The organism is Streptacidiphilus albus JL83 (assembly GCF_000744705.1).
Taxonomy (GTDB): domain Bacteria; phylum Actinomycetota; class Actinomycetes; order Streptomycetales; family Streptomycetaceae; genus Streptacidiphilus; species Streptacidiphilus albus.
The window spans coordinates 739239-763358 of the sequence record NZ_JQML01000001.1 but is presented as its reverse complement, the minus strand read 5'-3'; the positions used below and the strand labels follow the sequence as shown (position 1 = coordinate 763358).

Annotated in this window: 21 protein-coding genes and 3 pseudogenes; 8 read left to right on the top strand and 16 right to left on the bottom strand. The window is 73.2% G+C overall.

Annotation, left to right across the window (positions count from 1 at the left end; translation table 11 throughout):
* Positions 1-49: 49 nt before the first annotated feature.
* Positions 50-787: pseudogene (locus BS75_RS45950) on the top strand (helical backbone metal receptor); the annotation flags it as partial.
* Between the two features lie 30 nt (positions 788-817).
* On the opposite strand, the gene BS75_RS03550 reads toward BS75_RS45950, so the two are convergent.
* Complete coding sequence (locus tag BS75_RS03550) at positions 818-1591, bottom strand: metallophosphoesterase (protein ID WP_034087150.1); 774 nt, start codon at positions 1589-1591, stop codon at positions 818-820.
* Between the two features lie 99 nt (positions 1592-1690).
* On the opposite strand from BS75_RS03550, the gene BS75_RS45945 reads away from it, so the two are divergent.
* Positions 1691-2140 (top strand): GntR family transcriptional regulator, encoded by a 450-nt coding sequence (locus tag BS75_RS45945; RefSeq protein WP_331281398.1) that lies wholly within the window; start codon positions 1691-1693, stop codon positions 2138-2140.
* Positions 2141-2440: 300 nt separating this feature from the next.
* Here BS75_RS45945 and BS75_RS03540 read toward each other — a convergent pair whose 3' ends face one another.
* A complete protein-coding gene (locus BS75_RS03540) occupies positions 2441-3031 on the bottom strand; it encodes a GNAT family N-acetyltransferase (RefSeq protein ID WP_042440304.1) in 591 nt (196 codons plus the stop codon).
* A 75-nt stretch (positions 3032-3106) separates the two neighbouring features.
* Here BS75_RS03540 and BS75_RS03535 point away from each other — a divergent pair, with 75 nt between their 5' ends.
* Together BS75_RS03535 and BS75_RS03530 are read left to right on the top strand one after the other, a co-directional pair.
* Positions 3107-3814, top strand: coding sequence for a peptidyl-tRNA hydrolase (locus BS75_RS03535; protein WP_034087149.1), 708 nt, complete (start codon positions 3107-3109; stop codon positions 3812-3814).
* Between the two features lie 298 nt (positions 3815-4112).
* A complete protein-coding gene (locus tag BS75_RS03530; protein ID WP_052069143.1) occupies positions 4113-5399 on the top strand; it encodes an HNH endonuclease signature motif containing protein in 1287 nt (428 codons plus the stop codon).
* On the opposite strand, the gene BS75_RS47765 is transcribed toward BS75_RS03530, so the two are convergent.
* Complete coding sequence (locus BS75_RS47765; protein ID WP_156164202.1) at positions 5393-5545, bottom strand: hypothetical protein; 153 nt, start codon at positions 5543-5545, stop codon at positions 5393-5395. The genes BS75_RS03530 and BS75_RS47765 overlap by 7 nt on opposite strands.
* A 57-nt stretch (positions 5546-5602) precedes the next feature.
* Between BS75_RS47765 and BS75_RS03525 the strand changes: the two genes are divergently transcribed.
* On the top strand, positions 5603-7918 hold the full coding sequence (locus tag BS75_RS03525; RefSeq protein ID WP_034092329.1) for an FdhF/YdeP family oxidoreductase: 2316 nt from the start codon (positions 5603-5605) through the stop codon (positions 7916-7918).
* Between the two features lie 4 nt (positions 7919-7922).
* Here the strand turns inward: BS75_RS03525 and BS75_RS43140 are convergent.
* The 9 genes and pseudogenes from BS75_RS43140 to BS75_RS03480 all read right to left on the bottom strand — a co-directional run bounded on the left by BS75_RS43140 (position 7923) and on the right by BS75_RS03480 (position 18511).
* Positions 7923-9625, bottom strand: a pseudogene (locus BS75_RS43140) (FUSC family protein).
* Positions 9626-9667: 42 nt separating this feature from the next.
* Positions 9668-10138, bottom strand: coding sequence for a thioredoxin (gene trxA, locus BS75_RS03515; RefSeq protein WP_034087148.1), 471 nt, complete (start codon positions 10136-10138; stop codon positions 9668-9670).
* A complete protein-coding gene (gene clpB, locus BS75_RS03510) occupies positions 10135-12762 on the bottom strand; it encodes an ATP-dependent chaperone ClpB (protein ID WP_034087147.1) in 2628 nt (875 codons plus the stop codon). Before clpB ends, trxA begins: the two co-directional genes overlap by 4 nt.
* Positions 12753-13105: pseudogene (locus BS75_RS43135) on the bottom strand (chaperone modulator CbpM). Before BS75_RS43135 ends, clpB begins: the two are co-directional and overlap by 10 nt.
* Positions 13102-14067, bottom strand: a complete 966-nt coding sequence (locus BS75_RS03500) for a DnaJ C-terminal domain-containing protein (protein WP_034087146.1) — start codon at positions 14065-14067, stop codon at positions 13102-13104. The pseudogene BS75_RS43135 and the gene BS75_RS03500 overlap by 4 nt, the downstream one beginning before the upstream one ends.
* Positions 14068-14075: 8 nt before the next feature.
* Positions 14076-14603, bottom strand: a complete 528-nt coding sequence (locus BS75_RS03495) for a nucleotide exchange factor GrpE (RefSeq protein WP_081982072.1) — start codon at positions 14601-14603, stop codon at positions 14076-14078.
* Positions 14604-14612: 9 nt separating this feature from the next.
* Positions 14613-16508 carry a molecular chaperone DnaK gene (dnaK, locus tag BS75_RS03490; protein WP_034087145.1) on the bottom strand — a complete coding sequence of 632 codons (1896 nt, stop codon included), beginning with the start codon at positions 16506-16508 and terminating at the stop codon, positions 14613-14615.
* 176 nt (positions 16509-16684) lie between these two features.
* Positions 16685-17494: a family 1 encapsulin nanocompartment shell protein gene (locus BS75_RS03485; protein ID WP_034087144.1), complete on the bottom strand. Its 810-nt coding sequence runs from the start codon at positions 17492-17494 to the stop codon at positions 16685-16687.
* 45 nt (positions 17495-17539) lie between these two features.
* Positions 17540-18511, bottom strand: a complete 972-nt coding sequence (locus tag BS75_RS03480) for a Dyp-type peroxidase (protein WP_034087143.1) — start codon at positions 18509-18511, stop codon at positions 17540-17542.
* A gap of 69 nt (positions 18512-18580) precedes the next feature.
* Here BS75_RS03480 and BS75_RS03475 point away from each other — a divergent pair, with 69 nt between their 5' ends.
* Together BS75_RS03475 and BS75_RS03470 are read left to right on the top strand one after the other, a co-directional pair.
* Positions 18581-19132, top strand: a complete 552-nt coding sequence (locus tag BS75_RS03475; RefSeq protein WP_034087142.1) for a GNAT family N-acetyltransferase — start codon at positions 18581-18583, stop codon at positions 19130-19132.
* Positions 19133-19208: 76 nt separating this feature from the next.
* On the top strand, positions 19209-19508 hold the full coding sequence (locus BS75_RS03470) for a hypothetical protein (protein WP_052069142.1): 300 nt from the start codon (positions 19209-19211) through the stop codon (positions 19506-19508).
* A gap of 27 nt (positions 19509-19535) precedes the next feature.
* Here the strand turns inward: BS75_RS03470 and BS75_RS03465 are convergent, their stop codons facing one another.
* Positions 19536-20213 (bottom strand): response regulator transcription factor, encoded by a 678-nt coding sequence (locus BS75_RS03465; protein WP_052069141.1) that lies wholly within the window; start codon positions 20211-20213, stop codon positions 19536-19538.
* A 284-nt stretch (positions 20214-20497) separates the two neighbouring features.
* Between BS75_RS03465 and BS75_RS03460 the strand changes: the two genes are divergently transcribed.
* The gene (locus BS75_RS03460; RefSeq protein WP_063771593.1) at positions 20498-21223 is read left to right on the top strand and encodes a response regulator transcription factor; all 726 of its coding nucleotides are present in this window, start codon (positions 20498-20500) and stop codon (positions 21221-21223) included.
* A 35-nt stretch (positions 21224-21258) separates the two neighbouring features.
* On the opposite strand, the gene BS75_RS03455 is transcribed toward BS75_RS03460, so the two are convergent.
* Genes BS75_RS03455 through BS75_RS03445 form a run of 3 tightly spaced genes read right to left on the bottom strand, consistent with a single transcriptional unit; the run spans position 21259 to position 24011 of the window.
* Positions 21259-21537 (bottom strand): acyl-CoA carboxylase epsilon subunit, encoded by a 279-nt coding sequence (locus BS75_RS03455; protein ID WP_034087141.1) that lies wholly within the window; start codon positions 21535-21537, stop codon positions 21259-21261.
* Entirely contained in the window at positions 21534-23138 is a 1605-nt protein-coding gene (locus tag BS75_RS03450; RefSeq protein WP_034087140.1) for an acyl-CoA carboxylase subunit beta, read from the bottom strand. The genes BS75_RS03455 and BS75_RS03450 overlap by 4 nt, the downstream gene beginning before the upstream one ends.
* Positions 23139-23180: 42 nt before the next feature.
* Positions 23181-24011, bottom strand: a complete 831-nt coding sequence (locus BS75_RS03445) for an AfsR/SARP family transcriptional regulator (RefSeq protein ID WP_034087139.1) — start codon at positions 24009-24011, stop codon at positions 23181-23183.
* Positions 24012-24120 lie beyond the last annotated feature (109 nt).

Genomic DNA, 24120 nt, shown 5'->3' with positions numbered 1-24120 from the left:
CGCGCCCGCCCGCCGGACCCGCACCGAGCCCGACGACCGGGGCACGCCGGTGCGCCTGGGGCCGGTCCGGCGGGTGGTCTCGCTGGTTCCGTCGTTGACCGAGGCGCTGGCCTGCTCCGCGCCCGGGCTGCTGGTGGGCGCCACCGACTGGTGCAGCCACCCCGCCGACCTGGACGTCACGCGCGTCGGCGGCACCAAGAACCCCGACGTCGCCCGGATCCTCGGGCTCGCCCCCGACCTGGTCCTCGCCAACGAGGAGGAGAACCGGGCCCCCGACATCGAGGCCCTGCGGGCTGCGGGAGCGGCGGTCTGGGTGACCGAGGTCCGCACCGTCGACCAGGCGCTGCGCTCCCTGGACCGGATGCTGGTCACGGCCTGCGGCCTCCCGCGTCCCGACTGGCTCGACCGGGCGGAGGCCGCCTGGAGCGACAGCGACGCCCCCTGGGCGGGGCCCGGTCCCGCGACCGCGGCGGCCGTCGTCCCCATCTGGCGGCGGCCCTGGATGGTCCTCGGACGCGACACCTTCGCCGGTGACGTGCTGCGTCGGCTCGGCGTCCGGAACGTCTACGCCGACCACGCCGACCGCTACCCGGCCATCCCGCTGGAGCGGTTGCGCGACGCCGGAGCCGACCTCGTCGTCCTGCCCGACGAGCCCTACCGCTTCACCGCCACCGACGGCCCCGAAGCCTTCCCGGGGCTGCCCGCCGCCCTGCTCAGCGGTCGCCATCTCACCTGGTACGGCCCCTCCATGGCCGAGGCCCGCACGGTCCTGGCCGCCCAGCTGCGCCGACCCGGTCGGCAGCCCGCTGCGGGTGGCTCAGCTGGTGTCGACCCACCGGTAGTGGGTCGTCAACCGACGCTCGTCGTCCAGGACGTGGAAGGCGAGCGCGGGCGGAGGACCGAGGTGGACGTGGTCCTCCGGGTGGGCACGGTGCTCCCAGGGGAGCCGGAGCGTGGAGACGACCCCGGGGGCGACCAGTAGCGGCCGGCCGGCGAAGGTGGTCGCCGCCGGAGTGTGGGCGTGCCCGCACAGGAAGGCGACGATGCCGGGACGGCGGCCGGCCAGTTCGGCGAGCCGCTGTGCGCCGAACTGCCGGATGCCGTCGATGAACGGGCTGTGCAGCAGGGCCGGCGGGTGGTGGAAGCCGACCAGGACGGGCACCCCGTCCGGCGTGCCGTCGAGCACGCCGTCCAGCCAGGCCAACGTCTCGTCCTGAAGGTAGCCCTCGTCCTTGCCCGGTACCGAGGAGTCGCAGAGCGCGACGACGACGCCGGGGGCTCGGTGCACCTGATTAACCGGCGCCGCCGATCCCGGTTGCCCGAGCAGGCCCTCCCGGAACGCGGCGCGTTCGTCGTGGTTGCCCGGGCAGACCAGTACCGGGTGCCGGGAGGCCAGCAGTTCGCGGGCCTGCTGGTACTCGGCCGGCCGGCCGTGGTCGGCGATGTCCCCGGTCACCAGGACCGTGTCCAGATCGAACGGGAGGTCCTCCAGGTAGTCCATGACCGCCCGGGTGCGCTCGACGCTGCGCTGCGCGTGGTCGCCGTGGCCGTCGCCGATGTGGATGTCGCTGAGGTGGGCGATCACGATCACCGCTGGGTCTCCTTCTCCGCCGGGTCTCCTTCGTTGTCGGGCCGAGGCCCTGGCCATCAACCTAGGCGGCATCCGGACCACGGAATAAGATCCAGTCCCATGTCGAATCATTGGTCCAGTTCCCGGTTGGACCTCCATGTCGACCTGACCGCGGCGAGCGGGCGGCGGGCCGGCCTGGAGTCCGCGCTGCGTGCGGCGATCAGGGACGGACGCCTGGCCGCCGGAACGCTCCTGCCGTCCACCCGCGGCCTCGCCCAGGAGCTCGGGCTCTCGCGGGGCACCGTCACCGCCGCCTACGACCAACTCGTCGAGGAGGGCCACCTGACCGCACGTCCCGGATCGGGCACCTCCGTCGCCGAGGCGCCGCCGCTCGCCCCGGCTCCCGCGCCCCCCGGACCGGCAGCGGCACGGCCGGTCCACGACCTGCGGCCCGGACTCCCCGACGTCAGCGCCTTTCCCACCCGCGCCTGGCTCGCAGCCACCCGGCGGGTGCTCACCCGCGCCCGCCCCGAGGACTTCGGCGCCGGAGACCCGCAGGGCCGGATCTAGCTGCGCACGGCGCTCGCCGACTACCTCGGGCGCACCCGTGGGTGCTCACCACCCCGCACCGCATCGTGATCACCTCGGGCTACTACCAGTCCGTCGGTCTGCTCAGCGACGTGCTGCGCGCCGACGGCACCGGCCCTCACCGCCCACGGCGTCCCGGCCGGTCTGCACGCCCTGGTCACCCTGCCTGCGGACGGCCCCGGCGAAGCGGAGTCGATGTCGGACTGCACCCGTCACGGCCCGTCCGTCCGCGGTCTCGGCGAACTCCAAGCTGATCGGCTTCGCCGCCCCGTCCGACCTCGACTACCCGTCCGCCCTCGACGCCCTGTCCTCGGTCCTGGCGGAGGCGCCCTGGGGCAGTTCCTTCACCAGCAGCTCGAACTCCAGGTCGTCGCGCTTGGGCCGGCCGAAGCGCTCCTCGCCGTAGGGGAACGCGCTCCTGCGCCCGGTGCGGGCGAAGCCGCGGCGCAGGTACCAGGCGATCAGGTCCTCCCGGGCCGTGATCACGGTCAGGTGCAGCTCGTCCGCGCCCCACTCCTCGCGCGCCAGACGCTCGGCCTCGGCCAGGACCTGTCGGCCCAGACCGCCGCCCTGGAGAGTGGGACGCACGGCGAACATGCCGAAGTAGGCGTGGCCGTCGCGGCTCTCCAGCTGGCAGCAGCCGAGGATCTCGCCGTCCGCCTCGGCCACGAGCATCCGGCTGTGCTCGGCGCCGATCACCGCGCTGACGCCCTCGGGATCCGTGCGCCGCCCGTCCAGCAGGTGCGCCTCGGTGGTCCACCCCGCGCGGCTGGAGTCACCGCGGTACGCCGACTCGATCAGTGCCACCAGCGCAGGCACATCCTCGGCCCCGGCGGTGCGGAAAACGGGCTGGGCGATTGCGGTGGTGACCATGGTGACGAGCTCCTGACGTGCGGCGATGGGTACCAGGGTAGCGAACACCCCCGGGCGGGCTGCGAGACTGGCCCGATGACCAGCAGCAGCCCCTTCGCCGACCAGTCCGACGACCGCGACGCCGCGCCCCAGTACGTGCTCCCGCTCGTCGTCCGGATCGAGCGTGACGATCCGCCCGCGCACACCGACGCGTTGGAGACCGCGGCCCGAGCCGTGCTCACGCTGCTCTCCGACCCCCGCGCCACCGAGCCGGACGGCGAGTGGGCCGAGCGCGTGCACGCCTGGCAGGACGCCAGGATCCGGAAGGTCGTGCGGCGGGCCCGCGGCTCCGAGTGGCGGCGGGCCTCCGAGCTGCCTGGGCTGACGCTCACCGGCAAGTCGGCCGAGGTCCGGGTGTTCCCACCGGTGCCACTGGACGGCTGGCCCAAGGAGCTGGTCAAGCTCCAGGTCTCGGGCACCGAGCTGGACGACCCGGAGCCGCCGACCGCCGCGGACGCGCTGCTGCCGGTGCTCTGGTTCAACCCGGACGTCCCGATGTCGACCGGCAAGTCCATGGCCCAGGCCGGTCACGGCGCGCAACTGGCCTGGTGGGCCCTGTCCGACGCGGACCGCGCGGCGTGGCGCGACTCCGGCTTCGCCCTCGCCGTGCGCACTGCCAGCCCCGAGCGCTGGTCCGTGCTGACCGGCTCCGGCCTGCCCACGGTCCGCGACGCCGGCTTCACCGAGATCGCCCCCGGCTCCTGCACGGTCGTCGCCGACCACCCCGCGCTGCGCTCCAACTGACCCCCCGGCGCCCGAGGTCGGTCCTGGCCGGTCCCGACCGTCCTCCTCCTCGCCGCGATCATGGACCTCGGCCCGCCGACCGACGTGCCGACCGACGTGTCGACCGGCCTCGCGACGGGCCGGGATCTGTCCCGGAAATCAGGACAGGTTCGAAATAGGGGAGGGGGCGGATCATGGGGGCGCACGGGAGGTGGCTGCACTACCGTTCGCGTCGCTGAATTCCGGTCGGACCCCTCTTCGGGGGCCGGAATTGTCAGTGGCGGCAGTGAGGATGAGGGGTGTACGGAACAGTCTGGGGGTGTTGGTCGTGGATGACGTGGTGGTGGCGGAGTTGGCGCGGTGCGTGCCCGGTGCGGACAGCGCGGCGCGGCTGGCAGGGCTGGCAGGGCTGGCGGGCGCGGTGCTGTCGGCGGCGGGCCGGGTCGACGCCCTGGTGGCGGTGGAGCGACACCTTCGCTGGCTGCAGGCCATCGAGTTGGAACTGCTGGCCGGGCTGGAGGCACAGCCGCTGGAGTGCATTCCGGGGCAGCCGGACGCGTTGGTGGACTTCCTGGAGACCGGGGAGCAGGTCGCGTGCGCCCTGAGGGTGTCGCCGGACACGGCGCGGGGCCGGTTGGTGGAGGCGCGGGCGATCGTGAGCCGGTTCCCGCGCACGGTCGCGCTGCTGGCGCAGGGGCGGATCCAGCTCATGCACGCCAAGGTCCTGTCCGAGCTCACCGCCAACCTCGACGACCCGGTCGCGACGAGGGTGGAGGAGCTGACCGTCGACCGGTTCCCGCAGCAGACCGTCGGTGCGGCCCGCAAGGCCATCGCCCGCGCTGTGATCAAGGCCGACCCCGTCGGCGCCGAGGAGCGCCACCGGCGGGCCGGCGAGGACCGGCACACCGCCCTGCAGCCCCGTCCGGACGGCATGGCCTGGTACGGCGCGCTGCTGACGGCCGTCGACGCCCTGCGCGTCGACGCCGCCGTCGACACCCACGCCCGCCGCAGCGACGACGGCCGCACACTGCGCCAGCGTCGTGCCGATGCCCTGGTCGACCTCGTCACGCGGCCCGGCGAACTTGTCCACGAATCCGGGACAACTTCCCCGGTGACGACGGTGTCGGTCACCGTCCCGTACGACACCCTGATCGGCACCGGCCAGGACCCGGCCGACCTCAAGGGCTACGGGCCGGTCACCGCAGCCCAGGCCCGCGCGCTGGCGACTGCGCCCGGCAGCATCTGGCGACGGCTCCTGGTCGAACCCGCCACCGGACGTCTCGTCAGGACCGACCCCACCTCCTACCGGCCCACCGCCGAGGTCGCCCGCCACGTCACCGCCCGCGACGCGACCTGCCGCTTCCCCGGCTGCACCCGCGCCGCCGACCAATGCGACCTGGACCACGTCGTCCCCTTCAACCACGACGACCCCCGGGCCGGAGGGCCCACCACCCCGGACAATCTCATCGCTCTCTGTCGGCGGCACCATCTGCTCAAGCACCGCGCCCGCTGGCGCGTCCGCCACGACCCCGCCACCCACGACGTCCACTGGACCAGCCCCACCCGACACCACTACACCAGCAGCCTCTCCGCCGCAGGTCACTGACCGGCAACCGCGTCGCCGGGGCGGAACGCCTCCGGGGTGAGACCGGTGCCGGCCGGGATGCCGAGCAGCACCCGCTTGTCGAACCAGATCGCGGCGACGAGCTTCGGCGGGCCGCCGACGCTGGGCGGTGGTAGATCAACCGGCATAGCCTGAGTGCGGAGACCGAGTGTCGGCCCATGCCCGAACGGCGGAAGGTGCCCGTGGTGAACGCCTCCGATGACGCCCAGCAGGACCCGGTCGAGCCCGGCATCGGGGCCGCCCCGGAGCAGCCTCCGCAGTTCAGCCCGTACCACCACCCGGCCGCCGGCTGGGGCGCGGCCGCGAGCGTGACCAAGGTCCTGGTGGGCGAGCGCGAACTGCTGGACGGTCCGCGGGCGATCCTCCGGATGAACCACGAGAACGGCGGCTTCGACTGTCCCGGGTGCGCCTGGCCGGACGACCTCAAGGGCCTGCACCTGGACATCTGCGAGAACGGCATCAAGCACGTCACCTGGGAGATGACCCGCAAGCGGGTCGACCGCGCGTTCTTCGCCGCGCACACGGTGACCGAGCTGATGGAGTGGAGCGACTTCGCGCTGGAGGACCAGGGCCGGCTCACCGAGCCGATGGTCTACGACGCCGCGACCGACCACTACGTCCCGATCAGCTGGCCGGACGCCTTCGCCCTGGTCGGCCGGACGCTGCGGGAACTGGACGACCCGAACCAGGCCGCCTACTACACCTCCGGCCGGCTCGGGAACGAGGCCACCTTCCTCTACCAACTGATGGCCCGTGAGCTGGGCACCAACAACCTGCCGGACTGCTCCAACATGTGCCACGAGGCCAGCGGACGCGCGCTCACGGCCTCGATCGGCACCGGAAAGGGGACGGCCGACCTGAAGGACTGGGAGGCCACCGACGCGCTGTTCATCATGGGCGTCAACGCCGCCTCCAACGCCCCCAGGATGCTCACCGCGCTGGCCGAGGCCTACCGCCGGGGCGCGCAGATCGTGCACGTCAACCCGCTGGTGGAGGCGGCCGCCACCCGCACCATCGTGCCGCACGAGTTGGTCGACATGGCCCTGTTCAAGGCGACGCGGACCAGCACCCTCAACCTCCAGGTGCGGATCGGCGGCGACATGGCGCTGCTCCGCGGGATGGCGAAGGCGCTGCTGGAGCAGGCCCCGGCCGATCCCAAGGCGCTGGACCTGCAGTTCATCGAGCGCCACACCACCGGCTTCGAGAAGTACCGCGCCGTCTGCGAGGCGGACTCCTGGGAGGAGATCGAGCGGCAGTCCGGGCTGAGCCGCAGGGACATCCTCCGGGCGGCCCGGGTCTACCGCGAGGCCGACCGCTCCATCATCAGCTGGTGCCTGGGCGTCACCCAGCACGAGCACGGGGTCGACACCGTCCGGGAGATCGTCAACCTGCTGCTGCTGCGCGGAAACCTGGGCCGGGAGGGCGCGGGCCCCTCGCCGGTGCGCGGGCACAGCAACGTCCAGGGCAACCGCTCCTGCGGCATCGACCACCGGCCGGGCGCGGCCTTCCTGGACCGGCTCGCCGAGGTCTGCAGGATCGATCCGCCGCGCGAGCACGGCAAGGACACCGTCAACACCATCAAGGCGATGCACGACGGCAGCATCAAGGTCTTCATCGGCATGGGCGGCAACTTCGCCCTGGCCGCGCCGGACACCCCCTACACCTACGCGGGGCTGCGCTCCTGCGAGCTCACCGTCCACGTCAGCACCAAGCTGAACCGCAGCCACATCGTGCACGGCCGACAGGCGCTGATCCTGCCGTGCCTGGGCCGCACCGAGAAGGACCAGCAGCGCGGCGGGCTGCAGAACACCTCCGTCGAGGACTCGATGAGCATGGTCCACCTCTCGCGCGGGATGAAGCGCCCCGGCTCGCCGCAGCTGCTCTCCGAGCCGGCGATCATCGCCGGGATGGCGCGGGCCGCGCTGCCGGACAGCGCCACCCCGTGGGAGTGGTACGTGGAGGACTACGACCGGATCCGCGACACCATGGCCGAGGTGCTGGACGGCTTCGAGGACTTCAACCGGCGGGTGCGGCTGCCACTGGGCTTCCGGATCAGGCAGCCCGCCCGGGAGCTGGTCTTCCTGACCCCGTCCGGGCGGGCGGAGTTCTCCTGCGCCCCGCTGCCCGACGTGGTCCCCGCCCCCGGCACACTGGCGCTGGGGACCATGCGCTCGCACGACCAGTGGAACACCACCATCTACTCCGACAACGACCGCTACCGGGGCATCAAGAACCTGCGCACCCTGGTCTTCCTGAACCGGGAGGACATGCGCGAGCGCGGGATCGGCGAGTTCGACCCGGTCGACGTCACCAGCACCGCCAGGGACGGGAGCACCCGCTCGCTCCACGGCTACCTCGCCGTCCCCTACGACATCCCGCGCGGCTGCGCGGCCGGCTACATGCCGGAGATGAACGTCCTGTGCGCCATCGGCGACTACAGCACCCAGAGCGACCAGCCGATCATGAAGCACCTCAAGGTCACCGTCGAACGGGCCGGATGAGCCGTCAGTCCCCCGGGACGAGGCGTTCGAGCAGCAGGTAGGCGCGCTGCTCGGCGGCGGCGAGCTCGGCCGGGTCGACCCCGGCCGGCCACAGCTCGCCGGCCGCCGCGTCGTCGGCGTCGTGCAGCTCCACCACTGCCGCCGCCAGCCGCAGCTGGACGACGGCGACCGAGGGGCCGGGCCCGCCGCCGAGCGCGCGCTCCGCCTCCCCGGCGGCGTCGGTGCACCCGGTCAGCGCGCGCTCGGCCCGGACCGCGGCGTGGTCGTGGACCACCAGCAGCGCGCAGAGCAGCCCGACGGCGATCCCCAGGACGCTGGCCAGCGCCCGCTCCCGGACCAGCAGCCCGGCGGGGGTGGGGACGACGAGTTCGCTCAGCAGCAGCGCCATCGGCGTGAGGAAGACGATGCCCAGGCCGTAGTTGCGGGCGACGACGTACTCCAGCAGGAACTCCAGCAGGATGATCACGCCGACCAGGGCCGCCGGGCCCGGGTGCAGTGCGATCACGCCGACCGCGACCAGCAGCCCGACGAAGGTCCCCAGCGTCCGCTGGACGGCGCGCTGCGCCGTCGTCCGGACGTTGACCGAGTGGAGCACGGCGGCGGCCGAGATGGCCGCCCAGTAGCCGTGGCCGAGGTGCAGGGCGAGGGCCAGTCCGCCCGCGACGGCGGTGCCGAGCGCCATCCGCAGCGCCGGGACCAGCAGCGCCGCGGCCCGGCGGCGGCCACCGGCGACCAGCTCGGCGGCCCGGTCGGCGGGGAGCGGGCCGAACCCGGTCGCCGTGGACGGCAGCGACAACCCGGGCAGCGACAGCTCGGGCAGCAGCAGCGGGAGTCGGCTGCGCCGGTCCACCAGCAGCCGTACCTGGCGGCGCAGCTGCCCCGCCAGGACGGCCGGCTCGTCCGGCCAACGGCGGGCGGAGCTGATCAGCAGCGACCAGGAGAGGTCGGTCAGCCGCACGCACACCCCGCCGCGGGCGGAGCCGCCCGCCGCTGTCGGGGGCGCGAGATCCAGGCTGCGGTAGGCCTGCAGCACGGCGCCGGTGGCCCGGTGGCGGGCGCGTCCGCCGACCGGGGGTCCGGCGGCGTCCAGCAGCTCCGCCAGCTCCCGCAGCGCCGCCGCCACCGCCAGCCGCTGCGGACGGTCCGGGTGCCAGAGCCGGCCCGCCATGGCCAGCAGCCAGGCCACGGCCGCTCCGGCGGCGGCCAGGGCCGTGTGCTGGGGGACCTCGGCGAGGGTGGGGGAGCCGTTGGCCGCCACGGCGAAGGAGAAGAGCAGCAGCACCGCGCCGAGGCCGCCCAACCGCGTCGCGTCGCAGACCAGCTTGGCCAGCCCGGCCACCACGGCGGTCGCGGCCACCACCGCGACCGCCCCGCCCCGCCCGCCTGCGGGTCGGCCCCCACCGCGAGCAGCGAGCCGCAGCCCACGCAGCCGGTCATCGCCACGGCGACCAGCGCCAGCGCCCGGGCGCGCCGCGGATACGGCAGGTTGCGGCCGAAGGTGGTGGTGAAGGCGCCGAGGATGACGTAGACCGCGAGGCCGCTGCGGCCGGTCAGCACCAGCGGCAGCGAGGGCAGCGCCACTGCCAGCGCGGCGCGCAGCGCGAAGATCAGGTTCCCGTCCACCCGGTGCAGGGTGAGCGCCCCGCGCGGCGAGAGCACCCGGGCGAGGGCGGACACCAGGCGGTCAGCGGGCGGGGAACTGGGCATACCAGGTGTATATCACCTGGATATCACCTGGTCAGGACCGGATTACGGCTGGGCGGCGCGGTCGGCCAGAGCCGTCTCCACCCAGCGGCGCAGCACCGGGGCGGAGGCGGCCCCGGCCTGGCGGGCGATGATCCGGCCCCGGTCGAGCAGCAGCAGCGTGGGCACGGCCTGCACCTCGAAGCGCCGGGCCAGGCTCGGCGACCGGTCGATGTCGACCTTGACCAGCTTGATCCGGCCGGCCAGCTCGGCGGCGACCTGCTCCAGCGCCGGGCTGACCATCCGGCAGGGGCCGCACCAGGTCGCCCACAGGTCGACCAGCACCGGCAGCCCCGCCTGCTCCGCGACCAGGGCGAAGTCTGCGTCCCCGGCGTCGGCGATCCACGGCAGCGGGGCCTTGCAGCTGCCGCACCGCGGTTTCCCGGCCGCGGCTGCCGGGACCCGGTTGGACTTGCCGCACTCGGTGCAGCGGACGACGCGGCTGCTGCTCTCGGGACTGCTCTCGGGACTGCTCAAGGGGAATCCTCCGGCGCGCCCTGGAAGGTGACGGCCAGTTCGCCGTCCCGGACCTCGACCAGGATGGTACCGCCGGCGCCCACTTCGCCGCCGAGCAGTGCCCGACCGATCTTCGTCTCCACCTCGTGCGAGATGAAGCGGCGCAGCGGCCGGGCCCCGTAGACCGGGTCGTAGCCCTCGGCGGCGATCAGCCGGCGGGCCTCCTCGGTGAGCCGCAGGTCGATCCGCTGCTCGGCGAGGCGGCGGCGCAGCTCTTCGAGCAGCAGGTCGACGATCCGCTCGATCTGGGCCAGCCCGAGCGGGTGGAACAGCACGATGTCGTCGACCCGGTTGAGGAACTCGGGGCGGAAGTGGCTGTTGAGCTCGCCCATGACCAGCTCGCGCGCCTCGGGCTTGATCTCGCCGTTGGCGGTGGCGTCGTCGAGCAGGTAGGCGGAGCCCAGGTTGGAGGTCATGATGATGACGGTGTTGCGGAAGTCGACGGTGCGGCCCTGGGAGTCGGTGATCCGGCCGTCGTCCAGCACCTGCAGCAGGGTGTTGAAGACGTCCGGGTGCGCCTTCTCGATCTCGTCGAAGAGGATGACCGAGTAGGGCTTGCGCCGGACCGCCTCGGTGAGCTGGCCGCCCTCCTCGTAGCCCACGTACCCGGGGGGCGCGCCGACCAGCCGGCTGACGGTGTGCTTCTCCTGGTACTCGCTCATGTCCAGCCGGATCATGTTGTGCTCGCTGTCGAAGAGCGCCGCGGCCAGGGTCTTGGCCAGCTCGGTCTTCCCGACGCCGGTCGGGCCGAGGAAGATGAACGAGCCGATCGGCCGCTTCGGGTCGCGGACGCCCGAGCGGGCCCGGATCACCGCGTCGGCGACCACCTGCACCGCCTCGTCCTGGCCGATCACCCGCTCGCGCAGGATGTCGTCCAGGTGCAGCAGCTTCTGCCGCTCGCCCTCCTGCAGCCGGGTGACCGGGATGCCGGTCCAGGCGGAGACGATGTCGGCGATCTCCTCGGCGGTGACCACCTCGCGCAGCAGCCGGGTCTCGCCCTGCTTGACGGCCAGCCGCTCCTCCTCGGCGGCGAGCCGGCGCTCCAGGTCGCTGACGGTGCCGTAGCGCAGCTGGGCGGCGCGGTTGAGGTCGTAGGCGCGCTCCGCCTCCTCGGCGTCCTGCCGGGCCTGCTCCAGGTCCTTGCGCAGCTCCTGGACCTTGCGGATGGCCTGGCGCTCGGCCTCCCACTGGGCGTGCTTGGCGTCCACCTCGCCGCGCAGGTCCGCCAGTTCGCGGCGCAGGTCCTCCAGCCGGGCGGCGCTGGCCGGGTCGGTCTCCTGGGCCAGCGCGGCCTCCTCGATCGACAGCCGGGTGGCCCGGCGGCTGAGCTCGTCGAGCTCGGCGGGCATGGAGTCGATCTCGGTGCGCAGCCGGGCGCAGGCCTCGTCGACCAGGTCGATGGCCTTGTCCGGGAGGAACCGGTCGGTGATGTAGCGGTGGCTGAGGGTGGCGGCGGCGACCAGCGCGCCGTCCTGGATCTTGACGCCGTGGAAGATCTCCAGCCGCTCGCGGATGCCGCGCAGGATGGAGATGGTGTCCTCCACCGTGGGCTCGTCCACCAGCACCGTCTGGAACCGGCGTTCCAGTGCGGCGTCGGACTCGATGTACTTGCGGTACTCGTCCAGCGTGGTGGCGCCGATCATGTGCAGCTCGCCGCGCGCCAGCATCGGCTTCAGCAGCTGCCCCGCGTCCATGGCGCCCTCGGCGGCGCCGGCGCCGACGACGGTGTGCAGCTCGTCGACGAAGAGCAGGATCGCGCCCTCGGCCCCCTTCACCTCACCGAGCACCGCCTTCAGCCGCTCCTCGAACTCGCCCCGGTACTTGGCGCCGGCCACCAGCGAGCCCATGTCCAGCGAGAACACGGTCTTGTCGCGCAGCCCCTCGGGGACGTCGCCGCGGACGATCCGCTGCGCCAGGCCCTCGACGATGGCGGTCTTGCCGACGCCCGGCTCGCCGATCAGCACCGGGTTGTTCTTGGTCTTCCGGCTGAGGATCTGGATCACCCGGCGGATCTCGGCGTCCCGGCCGATCACCGGGTCGAGCCTGCCGGTGCGGGCCTCCACCACCAGGTCGCGGCCGTACTTCTCCAACGCCTCGTAGGAGGCCTCCGGATTGGCCGAGGTGACCCGCTGGTTGCCGCGCACCCGGGCGAGCGCGGAGAGGAAGGAGTCCTTGGTGACGCCCGCGGCGGCCAGTCGGCGGCCGGCCGCCGTGGTGGAGCCCTCGTCGACCAGGGCCAGCACCAGGTGCTCGGTGGAGACGTACTCGTCCTTGAGCCGCCTGGCCTCCTGCTCGGCCGTGTTGAGCACCCGGGACAGCCGCTGGGTGACCCGCACCTGACCGGGCGCGGCCCCGGGGCCGGTGCTGCGCGAGCGTCCGGCGAGATCGGTCTCGACCGCGCTGCGCAGCGCCGCCGGGTCCGCGCCGGCCTGTTCGAGCAGCCGACCGGTCAGGCCGTCCTGCTGGTCGAGCAGGGCCAGCAGCAGGTGCTCGCCGTCGACCTCGCTCTGGCCGAGGTTCACGGCGATGCTCTGCGCCTCCTGCAGGGCTTCCTGGGACTTCTCAGTCAGGCGGTTCATGTCCATCGGGCTCGCTCCTTGGCAGCTCGCTCACTGCGGCGCAGTGCTCGCTCCAGCAGGTCGATGCGGTCGAGCAGGTCCTGTACCAGCCCGACCGCCGCGTAGTTGAGGGACAGCCCGGCCCGCAGCCGCTGCGCCCGGGCGAGGGCCGCGGGGCCCCGGCGCGGAACCACAGCCGTCCCCGGTCGTCCCGGCCGGCGTCGACCAGGCCGAGGGCGACGAAGCGGCGGACCAGCTCGGGCGGCAGGCCGGAGAGCCGGGCCGTGCTCTCCAGGCTCAACCGGTAGGGCTCGGCGCGGCGGACGAGCACCAGCGGATAGCTGGTACCGGGGGGCGGGGGTGTGGTCATGTCTGCTGCCTCGGGTCGAAGGTCGAGTCGGCGGCCAGCTGCTCGAACAGCTCGCGTTCGCGCGGGCTCGGCGAGGGCGGCACCATCACCCGGATCTCGGCGTAGAGGTCGCCCGGGGATCCCTTGGGGTTGGGCATCCCCTCGCCGCGCAGCCGCAGCCGGCGGCCGGTGGAGGTGCCCGGCGGCACCTGGACCTTGGCGGTGCCGCCGGGCCCGGTGACCGGCACCGGGGCGCCGAGCGCGGCCTCCCAGGGGGTGACCGGCAGGTCGACGTGGACGTCGCGGCCGGAGAGCCGGAACTGCGGGTGCGGGGCGATCCGGACCACCAGGTAGAGGTCGCCGGCCGAGCCCTTGGCCCGGCCCCGGCCGCCCTCCCCGGCCAGCCGGATCCGCTGCCCGTCGACCACCCCGGCCGGGATGGTGACGTCGTAGCCGCGCTCGCCGCCGGGGCCGCCGAGGGTGATCTTCCGTCGGCCGCCCCGGTAGGCCTCCTCCAGGCTGAGGGTCAGCTCCGCCTCCTGGTCCGCCCCCGGGACCGGCGCGCCGCCGCTGCGGCCCACCCGGCCGCCGAACATGCCGCCGAACAGGTCCTCGAAGTCGATGCCGGAGCCGTCGAAGCCGCCGCCGAAGTCCGCGCCGCCGAAACCGCCGCCGTAGCTCTGGCCGCCGTGACCCTGGCCGGCGTAGCCCCGGCCGCCGTGACCCCGGCCCGCGCCGACGCGCTCGTCGTAGTCCTCCGGGATCTGCCGGAAGTCCGGGCCGAAGCGGTCGTAGCGCTTCCGGGTGTCGGGGTCGGAGAGCACGCTGTAGGCCTCGTTCAGCTCCTTGAAGCTGTCCTCAGCCCCCGGGTCGCGGTTCACGTCCGGGTGGAACTTCCGCGCCAGGGTGCGGAAGGCCTGCTGGATCTCGGACGCGTCGGCCGTCCGGGGGACCCCGAGCACCTCGTAGTAGTCGCGGGCCATGGGGCGGCTCACTCCTGCTTCCGGCTGACCGCGACGGCGGCCGGCCGCAGCTGTCGGTCGGGCTCGCCGTAGCCGGGGCGGATCACCTGGACCACGGTGTTGGGCGCGGTGTCCGGGGCGTCGACCATGGTGACCACCTCGTGCAGGGCCGGGTCGAAGGGCACCCCGGTCTCGTCGTTGCGCGGATAGCCGAGGCCGCGCAGCACCTCCACCGCCTGGTCGCGGACCGCCTTCACGCCCTGGGCGATCGGGTCGTCGGGGTCCGCGTGGGCGAGCGCCAGCTCCAGGTTGTCGAGCACCGGCAGCCAGGCGCGGGCCACCCGGACCCGCTCGGCCGCCAGTTCACCGGGCCGCTCGCGGGCGTGGCGCTTGCGCAGGTTGTCCAGGTCGGCGAGGGCGCGCCGCCACTTGTCCTCCAGCTCGGCGATGATGCCGGTCGCCTCCGGCGGGGGCGCGGACTCCTCGGGCGTGCCGGTCTGCTGCTGCGGCCTGTCCTGCTGCGGCCTGTCCTGGTTCGACATGTCCTGGTCCGACATGGCGCCGCCTCAGCTTCGGTCGAAGTCGGCGTCGATGACGTCGTCGTCGCCACCGCCCGACGGGGCGGAGGACGGGGCCTCCCCGGTGGGCGCGGCCGGACCGGCGGAGCCGGCGGAGTGGGCGGCCAGCGCGGCGAAGACCTGCTGCAGCTCGGAGGTGAGGCTGCGGGACCTGTCCAGCGGCGCCTCCTCCTTGACCGCCGTCCGGGCCTCCTCGACCAGCAGCTCGGCGCGGGCGCGCTCGTGCTGCGGCGCGGCGTCCCCCAGCTCGCCGAGCCGGCGCTCGACCTGGTAGGCGGCGGCGTCCAGCTCGTTGCGGGCGTCGACCACCTCGCGCAGCGCCTGGTCGGAGTCGCGGTTGCGCTCCGCCTCGGAGATCATCCGCTCCACCTCGCCCGGGTCCAGGTTGGAGCCCTCGCTGATGGTGATCGACTGCTCGGCCGAGGTGTCCTTGTCCTTGGCGCTGACCTTGAGGATGCCGTTGGCGTCGATGTCGAAGGTGACGTCGATCTGCGCCTCGCCGCGCCGCGCCGGCCTGATGTTCTCCAGCCGGAACCGGCCCAGCACCCGGTTGTCGGCGGCGAGTTCGCGCTCGCCCTGGAGCACCACCACGTCCACGGCGGGCTGGTTGTCGGCGGCCGTGGAGAAGGTCTCGGAGCGGCGGGCGGGAATGGTGGTGTTCCGGTCGATGATCTTGGTCATCACGCCGCCGGCGGTCTCCACGCCCAGCGACAGCGGGGTGACGTCAAGCAGCAGGACGTCCTTCACCTCGCCCTTGAGCACCCCGGCCTGGATGGCGGCGCCGAGCGCGACCACCTCGTCCGGGTTCACCGTCATGTTCGGGTCCTTGCCGCCGGTCAGCCGCCGGACCAGGGCCTGGACGGCCGGGATCCGGGTGGAGCCGCCGACCAGGATCACCTCGTCGATGTCGCTCTCGGTGACCTTGGCGTCGGCCATCGCCTGCCTCACCGGGCCCAGGCAGCGCTCGACCAGGTCGGCGGTGATCTCGTCGAAGGTGGCGCGGCGGATCGTCTCGGTCAGGTGCTTCGGCCCGGCGGCGTCCGCGGTCACGAACGGCAGGCTGACCTGGGTCTGGGTGACCGAGCTCAGCTCGGTCTTGGCCTTCTCGGCCGCCTCGAACAGCCGCTGCAGCGCCTGCGGGTCCTTGCGCAGGTCGATGCCCTCGGCCTGCTGGAAGCCGTCCGCCAGGTAGTCCACCAGCCGCCGGTCGAAGTCGTCGCCGCCCAGGTGGGAGTCGCCGGCCGTGGCCCGCACCTCGACCACCCCGTCGCCGACGTCCAGGATGCTCACGTCGAAGGTGCCGCCACCGAGGTCGAAGACCAGGACGGTCTCGTGGCCCTTCTTGTCCAGCCCGTAGGCCAGGGCCGCCGCGGTCGGCTCGTTGATGATCCGGAGCACCTCAAGGCCGGCGATCTTGCCGGCGTCCTTGGTCGCCTGCCGCTGGGCGTCGTTGAAGTAGGCCGGCACGGTGATCACGGCCTCGGTGACCCGTTCGCCGAGCGCCTTGCCGGCGTCCTCGACCAGCTTCCGCAGCACCTGGGCGCTGATCTCCTCCGGTGCGTACTGCTTGCCGTGGACCTCGAACCGGGCCACTCCGCCCGGGCCGTCCACCACGTCGAAGGAGACCGCCTTCGCCTCCTCGCTCACCTCGTCGAAGCGGCGGCCGATGAAGCGCTTCGCCGAGGTGATGGTCCCCTTCGGGTTGAGGATCGCCTGCCGACGGGCCAGCTGGCCCACCAGCCGCTCCCCGCTCTCGGTGAAGGCGACCACGGACGGCGTCGTCCTGGCCCCCTCGGCGTTGGGTATGACCACGGGCTCGCCCCCCTCCCAGGCTGCGATCACCGAATTGGTCGTGCCGAGGTCGATACCGACTGCCTTCGCCATGGGGGAGACTCCTTCGTCGTGACGCGGTTACCGTCCACGCGGACGACCGCGACGCGCACCCAGCCGGCGAATCACCCGCCCGACCAGCTTGGCACCGGACCCGGTGCCCCGCCCGGCGTCGCTGGGCCGACCGTGGCTCCGCCGCTGGAAGGGCCTGCTACCGGAAGCAGGCGCCGCTACCCGGCGGTCGCGGGGCCGATCGGGACGACGGCCTCGCTGGTGTACGCCAGGAAGGTCAGCGACTCCTGGAAGTAGAGCTGGACGCTCTCCGCGTCGTGCGAGAGGTAGCCGATCGAGAGGTCCTGGCCCAGCTGCAGGGTGAAGTCGCCGCCGCGGACCGACAGCAGGAAGGCGCCGTCGATCGCCGGGGCCCAGACGATCTCGCCGTCCAGCAGCCGGCGCAGGTGCTCGTGGATCGGGTAGCCGTGGTCGGAGGTCTCGCTGACCGCGGTGTACGCGTCCGCGCTGAGCGCCAGCGTGTAGGGGCCGCCGACCCCGGCCAGCCGCAGCTCGGTCACGGCCTGGCTGATCACGTTGGGGTACTCCCGGGGGTCGGCCGGCAGGGTCAGCGCGGTGTTGCTGGAGGCGGCCCGCAGACCGGTGATGCCCGCGCCCGGGCTGCCCTCGAACACGGCCCGGTCCTCGGCGAAGGCGATCCGCTTGGCGGCCTCCTTCACCGGGCCCCAGTCCGCGTCCTGCGCGCCCCGGACCACGTTGTCCACCTGCTCCCGGGCCACGGTGAACGGAACCCGCAGCTCCACCAGCGGCTGGGCCCGCCGCAGCCGGGCCCGGACGCCCGGCGCCGGGGCCTCCACCTCGTCCAGGTGGCCGGTGTTGACGGCGGCCAGCTCGGGCCCGCCCGCCTCCGGCACGTCCACGATGCGGCGGGCCGCCACATGGCGGGTGAAGGTGCGCCGGGCCTCCTGCTCCATTTCGGCCCAGGCGGCTGCGGAGATCGGGGCGAGTGCGCGGTGCAGATTGTCCATGGTGCTCTCTCCATCCATCCGGTGCTTCGGTCCGGTGCTTCGGTGCTAGCGGGTCTTCAGGTCGCCGATCCCGAGCGAGCCCCGCTCGTCGGCGGTGGCCGGCGGTTCGTCGCCCAGGTCGTCCAGGAGGTCGGCGGTGGGAACGAAGAACAGGGTTCCGGTGACCGCGGTGGAGAAGTCCAGGATCCGGTCGTGGCTGACCGGCCCGTCGCCGAGGAACATGTGGCGCAGCATCTCCTCGGTGACCGCGGGGGTGCGCGCGTAGCCGATGAAGTAGGTGCCGAACTCGCCGCGGCCGGGGCTGCCGAAGGGCATGTTGTCGCGGAGGATCTTCCGCTCGGTGCCGTCCGGGTCGGTGATGGTGTTGAGGACGACGTGGGAGCCCGGCGTGTCGATCTCGACGTTGCTGAGCTTGCGGCGGCCGATGATCTGCTCCTGCTGCTCGACCGGGAGCCGCTCCCAGGCGTCGAGGTCGTGCAGGTACTTCTGCACGATCACGTAGGAGCCGCCGGCGAAGTCCGGGTCCTCGGCGCCGATCACCACCGCGTCGACCGCGGTCTGCCCGCCCGGGTTCTCGGTGCCGTCGACGAAGCCGAGCAGGTCGCGCCGGTCCAGGTAGCCGAAGCCGGACACCTCGTCGACCACCGTGACCGAGCCGCGCAGCCGGGCCATGACCTCGGAGCCGAGGGAGAAGCAGAGGTCCTGCCGGGTGGCGCGGATGTGGAACAGCAGGTCGCCCGGGGTGGACGGGGCTCGGTGCCGACTGCCCCGCAGCTCCGGGAAGGGATGCAGTTCGGCCGGGCGGGGACCGTCCAGCAGCCGCTCCCAGACCTCGGAGCCGATCCCGACCACGACGCTGAGCTCCCCCTCGGGATGGTTGAAGCCGATGGACCGCTCGATGCCGGACAGGTCCGCGAGCAGTTCGCGCACCACGGGCTCGCCGCCGGGGTCGACGGTCAGCACCAGGAACAGCGAGGAGGTGGTCAGCGGACTGAGCACAGCTTGTGGCGTCGGCATAGTCAGCATCGTCGCACGGGTGCCCGGAACAGGTGAGCCGGCCGCCGGGCGAGTCGCTAGGGTCTCGCCATGCCTGAACTGATCGCACCCACCGTCCGCCTGCAGGCCGCCTGGACCGAGGCGCACCGGGAGTGGGGTCCCGGGCTGCACGAGGACGGCTTCGGGCTGCTGCCCTCCGACGACGTCGACTCGCCGGTCGGGTTCGCGGCCTGGGTGGCCCGGCTGACGCGAGGAACGGCGGCGCAGCCGGGGGCCGGGGCGGAGCCGGGGTCGGCCGAGCCGGTCCGCTACCGGTGGATCGTCGAGGGCGACCGGCTGCTCGGCGGGATCGCGCTGCGGCTCGGCCGCAGCGACCAGGTGCTGCAGTACGGCCACATCGGCTACGGCATCCGGCCGTCCGCGCGCCGGCGCGGGCTGGCCGGCTGGGCGCTGGGCCGGATCCTCGACGAGGCGGGGGCGGCCGGGCTGGACCGGGTGCTGATCGTCTGCGAGGCCGGGAACACCGCCTCGGCCAGGACGGTCGAGCGCTGCGGCGGCGTCCTCGAAGCCGTCCGCGACGTCGGGCACGGTGCCGAGCGGCGCTACTGGATCGGGCTCCGGCCCCCGGGGGCGGGCCGGTGACGCGCCTCCGCGTCGGCGCCTCCGGTTCCCGACCGGACGGGGGTGTGGGAAGTGCTTTCGGGGGCAGGCGTCGGGCATGACCGAGACCAGCGACGGATGCCTGCGCTTCCACGAAGTCCCACCGCACGACGGCCATGCCCACCACTGCGCGCACGTGGTGGTCCACCCGCTCGACCCGGCGGAGGCCGAGCCCGGGCGGCGGGTGGAGGTGCTGGGGCGCCCGGTCGGCAGCGCGCGGTCGTTCGCCGAGCTGGGTGAGATCTGCCGCCGGGCGGGGCTCCCCGACCTCGATCTGGCCCTGCCCGGCAGCATCGAGTGGCTCGGCGGCGACGCCCGCACCTGGCACCGGCAGGACGTCGTCACGGGCCGGCGGTGAGGACGCGCGTCCTCTGCCGCGTCGGCCTCAGTCCTCGGGCCCGTGGCCCAGGCGGAGGCCGACGCCGTGGACGGTGACGATCCAGCTCTTCGCCCCCAGCTTCCTCCGGAGGCTGCTGACATGCGTGTCCAGGGTCCGCCCCGGGCGGGCGGATCCGCCACTCCGGATCCGCTCCAGGGCGGTTCCGCGCGGCACGGTTCCGTCCGGCTCCGCGGCCAGCAGGAGCAGCAGGTCGAACTCGGCGCGGGTCACCGCGATCGGACGGCCGGAGAGCAGGACCTGCCGTGAGCGCCGGTCCAGTCGCAGCGCGCCGCGCAGCACCGCCGCCGATCCGGGGGCGTGCCGCGGGTGCACCCGGCGGGTGACCGCCTCGATCCGGGCCGTCAGCTCGTTCAGGCCGAACGGCCGGACCAGGCAGTCGTCCGAACCCGCCTGCAGCGCCAGCACCCGGTCCAGTTCGCCCGGCTGCCGGGTGTAGCAGATGACGGCGACCTCGTCGGCGCGGCTCAGGTCCCGGCAGAGCTCCAGCGCGTCACGGTCCGTCAGTTCGAGGTCGAGCAGCACCAGATCGGCCCCCGCCGCGCCGGCCAGGGCCGCCTGCCGGGTGTGGACCAGGGAGGTGGTGTGGCCGCTCGCCCGGAGTCGGTCGACCAGTGCGGTGGAGTGGGCGGTGTCCGATCCCTCGGCCACCAGCAGAACCCGCACGACTACTCCTCCGGAGCGTTCTTCCCGAGTTCAGGGGGTCCCTCGACGGGTCGGCCTCGGCGCGGCCCGTACGCTGCGCCCCTACCACCGGACCCTTCCGCCGAAACCACGGGACGGGTCAAGTCTCCTTCCGCCAATGGGGTTTCACTGCCGCTGCGACCGCCCCGACGCCGGGTTGTTTGGCTGTCGGGGGCGGGGTATCCGAGGGGGTAGCCGGAAGGGGGTGGTGACTGCGGCCGCCCACCCGGGTGGAGGGCGTCGAGGAACCGTTCTGGAGTTGTGTGGTGCACATCCTGTTGGAGGAGAGCGATGCCGAGTCGGCCGGGGAGCTGGCCGTCGGGCTGCGGCGCCAGGGCCACGGCGTCGACCATGTGAGCACGGGGCAGGCAGCCCTGGGGGCTTACCGCTCGGCCGACCTGGTCATTCTCGACCTCGACCCGCCGGACCTGAACGGCCTCGCCTTGTGCCGGGAGATCCGGGCGGCGGGCGACACGCCCATGATCGCGATCACCGGCCGCCGCACGGAGCAGGGGCGGGTGCTGGCGCTGCGGGCGGGCTCGGACGACTGCATGGAGAAGCCCCTGGGGTTCCGCGAGCTGCTGGCCCGGATCGAGGCCGTGATGCGCCGGGCGCGGCGGCGGGCGGGCCGCCGCGAGCGGATCGACTGCGGTCCGCTGCGGATCGACCGGGCCCGTCGCGAGGTCAGCGTGGCCGACCGGGCGGTCGAGCTGACCGTGAAGGAGTTCGACCTGCTGCAGCTGCTCGCCTCGCAGCCGGGGAGCGTGGTCTTCCGGCAGGAGATCATGGCCAGGGTCTGGGGCGATACCTGGAACAGCCGGAGTCGTACGGTCGACACCCATGTCAGCAGTCTGCGGCGGAAGTTGGGGCCGGACAGCTGGATCACCACGGTGCGCGGGGTGGGACTGCGGTTCGACCGGGCGCCGGCGGAGCCCGCTCCGGGACGGACGGGGCGGACGGGCCGGACGGACGTGATCGGCTTCGGGCGGTAGGCCGTCCCCGGCGGTCAGTTGTCGTCGGTCGCCGGTCAGTCGCCGGTGATGTCGCCCTCGGCTCCGTCCCCGGCCGGCTCGGCCGGGGTGTCGCCGCGGTACCAGCTCCGGGGGTCGAGGTACCCGGCGCCGTCGTCCCGGTGGCGCCAGCGGTCGGAGCGGGCCTGCCGGTCGCGGGCGTCGGTGGCCGCGGCGTCCTCCTCGTCCGCCGTCTGGGCCAGCAGGACCACGACGACGGCGGCCAGTTCCTCGGGGTCGACCTGGCCCCTGGTGACCAGGATCTCCTGGCCCGGGTCCTCCGGCGACCGGGTCACTGGGGCGGGTTGCCGTGCTTGCGCGACGGCTGGCCGGAGTGCTTGGAGCGGAGCACGGCCAGGGACTCGACGAGGATCCTCCGGGTGTCGCGCGGATCGATGACGTCGTCCACCAGGCCGCGCTCCGCCGCGTAGTAGGGGTGCATGAGCTCGGCCTGGTACTCCTTGACCCGCTGCCGGCGGGTGGCCTCCGGATCGTCGGCCGCCGCGATCTGCTTGCGGAAGATGACGTTGGCGGCGCCTTCGGCGCCCATGACCGCGATCTCGTTGCCGGGCCAGGCGAAGGCCAGGTCCGCTCCGATGGAGCGCGAGTCCATCACGATGTAGGCGCCGCCGTAGGCCTTGCGCAGCACCAGCGAGACACGGGGCACGGTGGCGTTGCAGTACGCGTACAGCAGCTTGGCTCCGTGCCGGATGATGCCGTCGTGCTCCTGGTCCACGCCGGGCAGGAAGCCGGGCACGTCGACCAGGGTGACCAGCGGGATGTTGAACGCGTCGCAGAACTGGACGAAGCGCGCGGCCTTCTGGCTGGCGTGGATGTCCAGGACACCGGCGTAGGAGGCCGGCTGGTTGGCGACGAAGGCCGCCACCTCGCCGTCGAGCCTGGCCAGGGCGCAGACCACGTTGGTCGCCCAGCCGGGGTGGATCTCGAAGTACTCGCCGCGGTCGACGACCTCCTCGATGACGCCCCGGATGTCGTAGGAGCGGTTGGGATCGTCCGGGACCAGGTCGAGCAGCGTGTCGTTGCGCCGGTCGCCCGGGTCGTCGTTGACGACGGACGGGGGCAGCTCGCGGTTGTTGGGGGACAGCAGGGAGAGCAGGAAGCGCACCTCCTCCAGACAGGTCTCCTCGTCGTCGTAGGCGAAGTGGGACACCCCCGACACCTCCGCGTGCACGTCGGCGCCGCCGAGGCCGTTCTGGCTGATGTCCTCCCCGGTCACCGCCTTCACCACGTCGGGCCCGGTGATGAACATCTGCGAGGTCTCCCTGACCATGAACACGAAGTCGGTCAGCGCGGGGGAGTAGGCGGCCCCTCCGGCGCACGGGCCGAGCATCACGCTGATCTGCGGGATGATCCCCGAGGCCCGGGTGTTGCGCTGGAAGATCCCGCCGTATCCGGCCAGGGCCGAGACGCCCTCCTGGATGCGGGCGCCGGCGCCGTCGTTCAACGACACCAGCGGCGCTCCGGCCGCCAGCGCGAGGTCCATGATCTTGTGGATCTTCTGGGCGTGGGCCTCGCCGAGCGCGCCGCCGAAGACCCGGAAGTCGTGCGCGTAGAGGAACACGGTCCGGCCGTGGACCTTGCCCCAGCCGGTCACCACGCCGTCGTTGTAGGGGCGGCGGTTCTCCAGTCCGAAGCCGGTGGCCCGGTGTCGCCGCAGCCGTTCGATCTCGGTGAACGACCCCTCGTCCATCAGCAGGTCGATCCGCTCATGGACCGTCAGTTTGCCTTTGGAGTGCTGGCGTTCGGTGGCGTCCGGATCGGTTCCGGCCCGCGCCTCCTGCTGGATCTCATTGAGCTCCGTCAGTCGCTCGCGCGACGTCCAGGCCGTGCGCTGCCCGTCGTCGCGGGCGGTCGGGGGTTTCTCCGGGATGGTCATCAGGGGTTCGCTCTCCTCTGATCGGTAGGGCGGGCGGGCAGGTCACCGGGCCGCTGCGGAGCCGGCGTCGAGCGGCGCCGGGTCCAGGAAGGCGTCCCCCAGGCTGTCGTCCGCCATCAGGATCGCCTGCTGCAGCTCCCGCAGCCGTGGCGAGGGCTCCAGGCCGACACCCTCGGCGAGGGCGGTGCGGAAGCCCTGGTAGCTCGACAGCGCGTCGTTCCTGCGGCCCGAGAAGTACAGGGCGAACATCAGGTACTCGTGCAGCAGTTCGTCGTACGGGTCGAGGCCGGTCAGCTCGCGGAGCTCGCCGATGATCTCGCTGTGGCGGCGCATCCGCAGGTCGAGCGAGATTCTGTGCAGCAGCCCCGACCGCTTCTCCTCCTCCAGCCGCAGCACGTGGGCCTGCAGCACGGAGCCGGTGGCCAGGTCGGAGAGCGGGGTGTCGCGCCACAGCGCGAGCGCGGACTTCAGCACCGCCGACGCCCGGGTCAGCTGTCCGACGCCCTCGGCCTGCTCCGCCTGCCCGACGAGGAGCCGGTAGTGTTCGATGTCGAACTGTCCGTCCGGGGCGTCCAGCCGGTACCCCGTCGGTTCGGTGGCCAACAGGTCCCTGGCGACCGTGGGTCGGGTCGTGCCGGTGGGCGCGGAGCCGTCCATCGCCCGGCGGATCCGCATCACCTGGTTCTGCACGCTGGTGGCCGCGCTCCTGGGCGGGTTCGCGCCCCAGAGCTCGCGTTCGATGGTGCCGATGCGGACGACCCGGCCCTGGTCCAGGACGAGCAGGGCCAGCACTCTGCGGGCCATGGGCGCGGTCGGCACGATCGAGACGTCGTCCAGGCTGGCGCGCAACGGGCCGAGTACCTTGGCGATCACTGGTTCTCCCTGCGAAGAGGATGTTTCCGGATTGCGCGGGAATGTCATCGGCTTCGGTGAATCGTGGGAGCCAGTGTTCAGCCTGTCGGGACCGGGTTGGCCGGTCAAC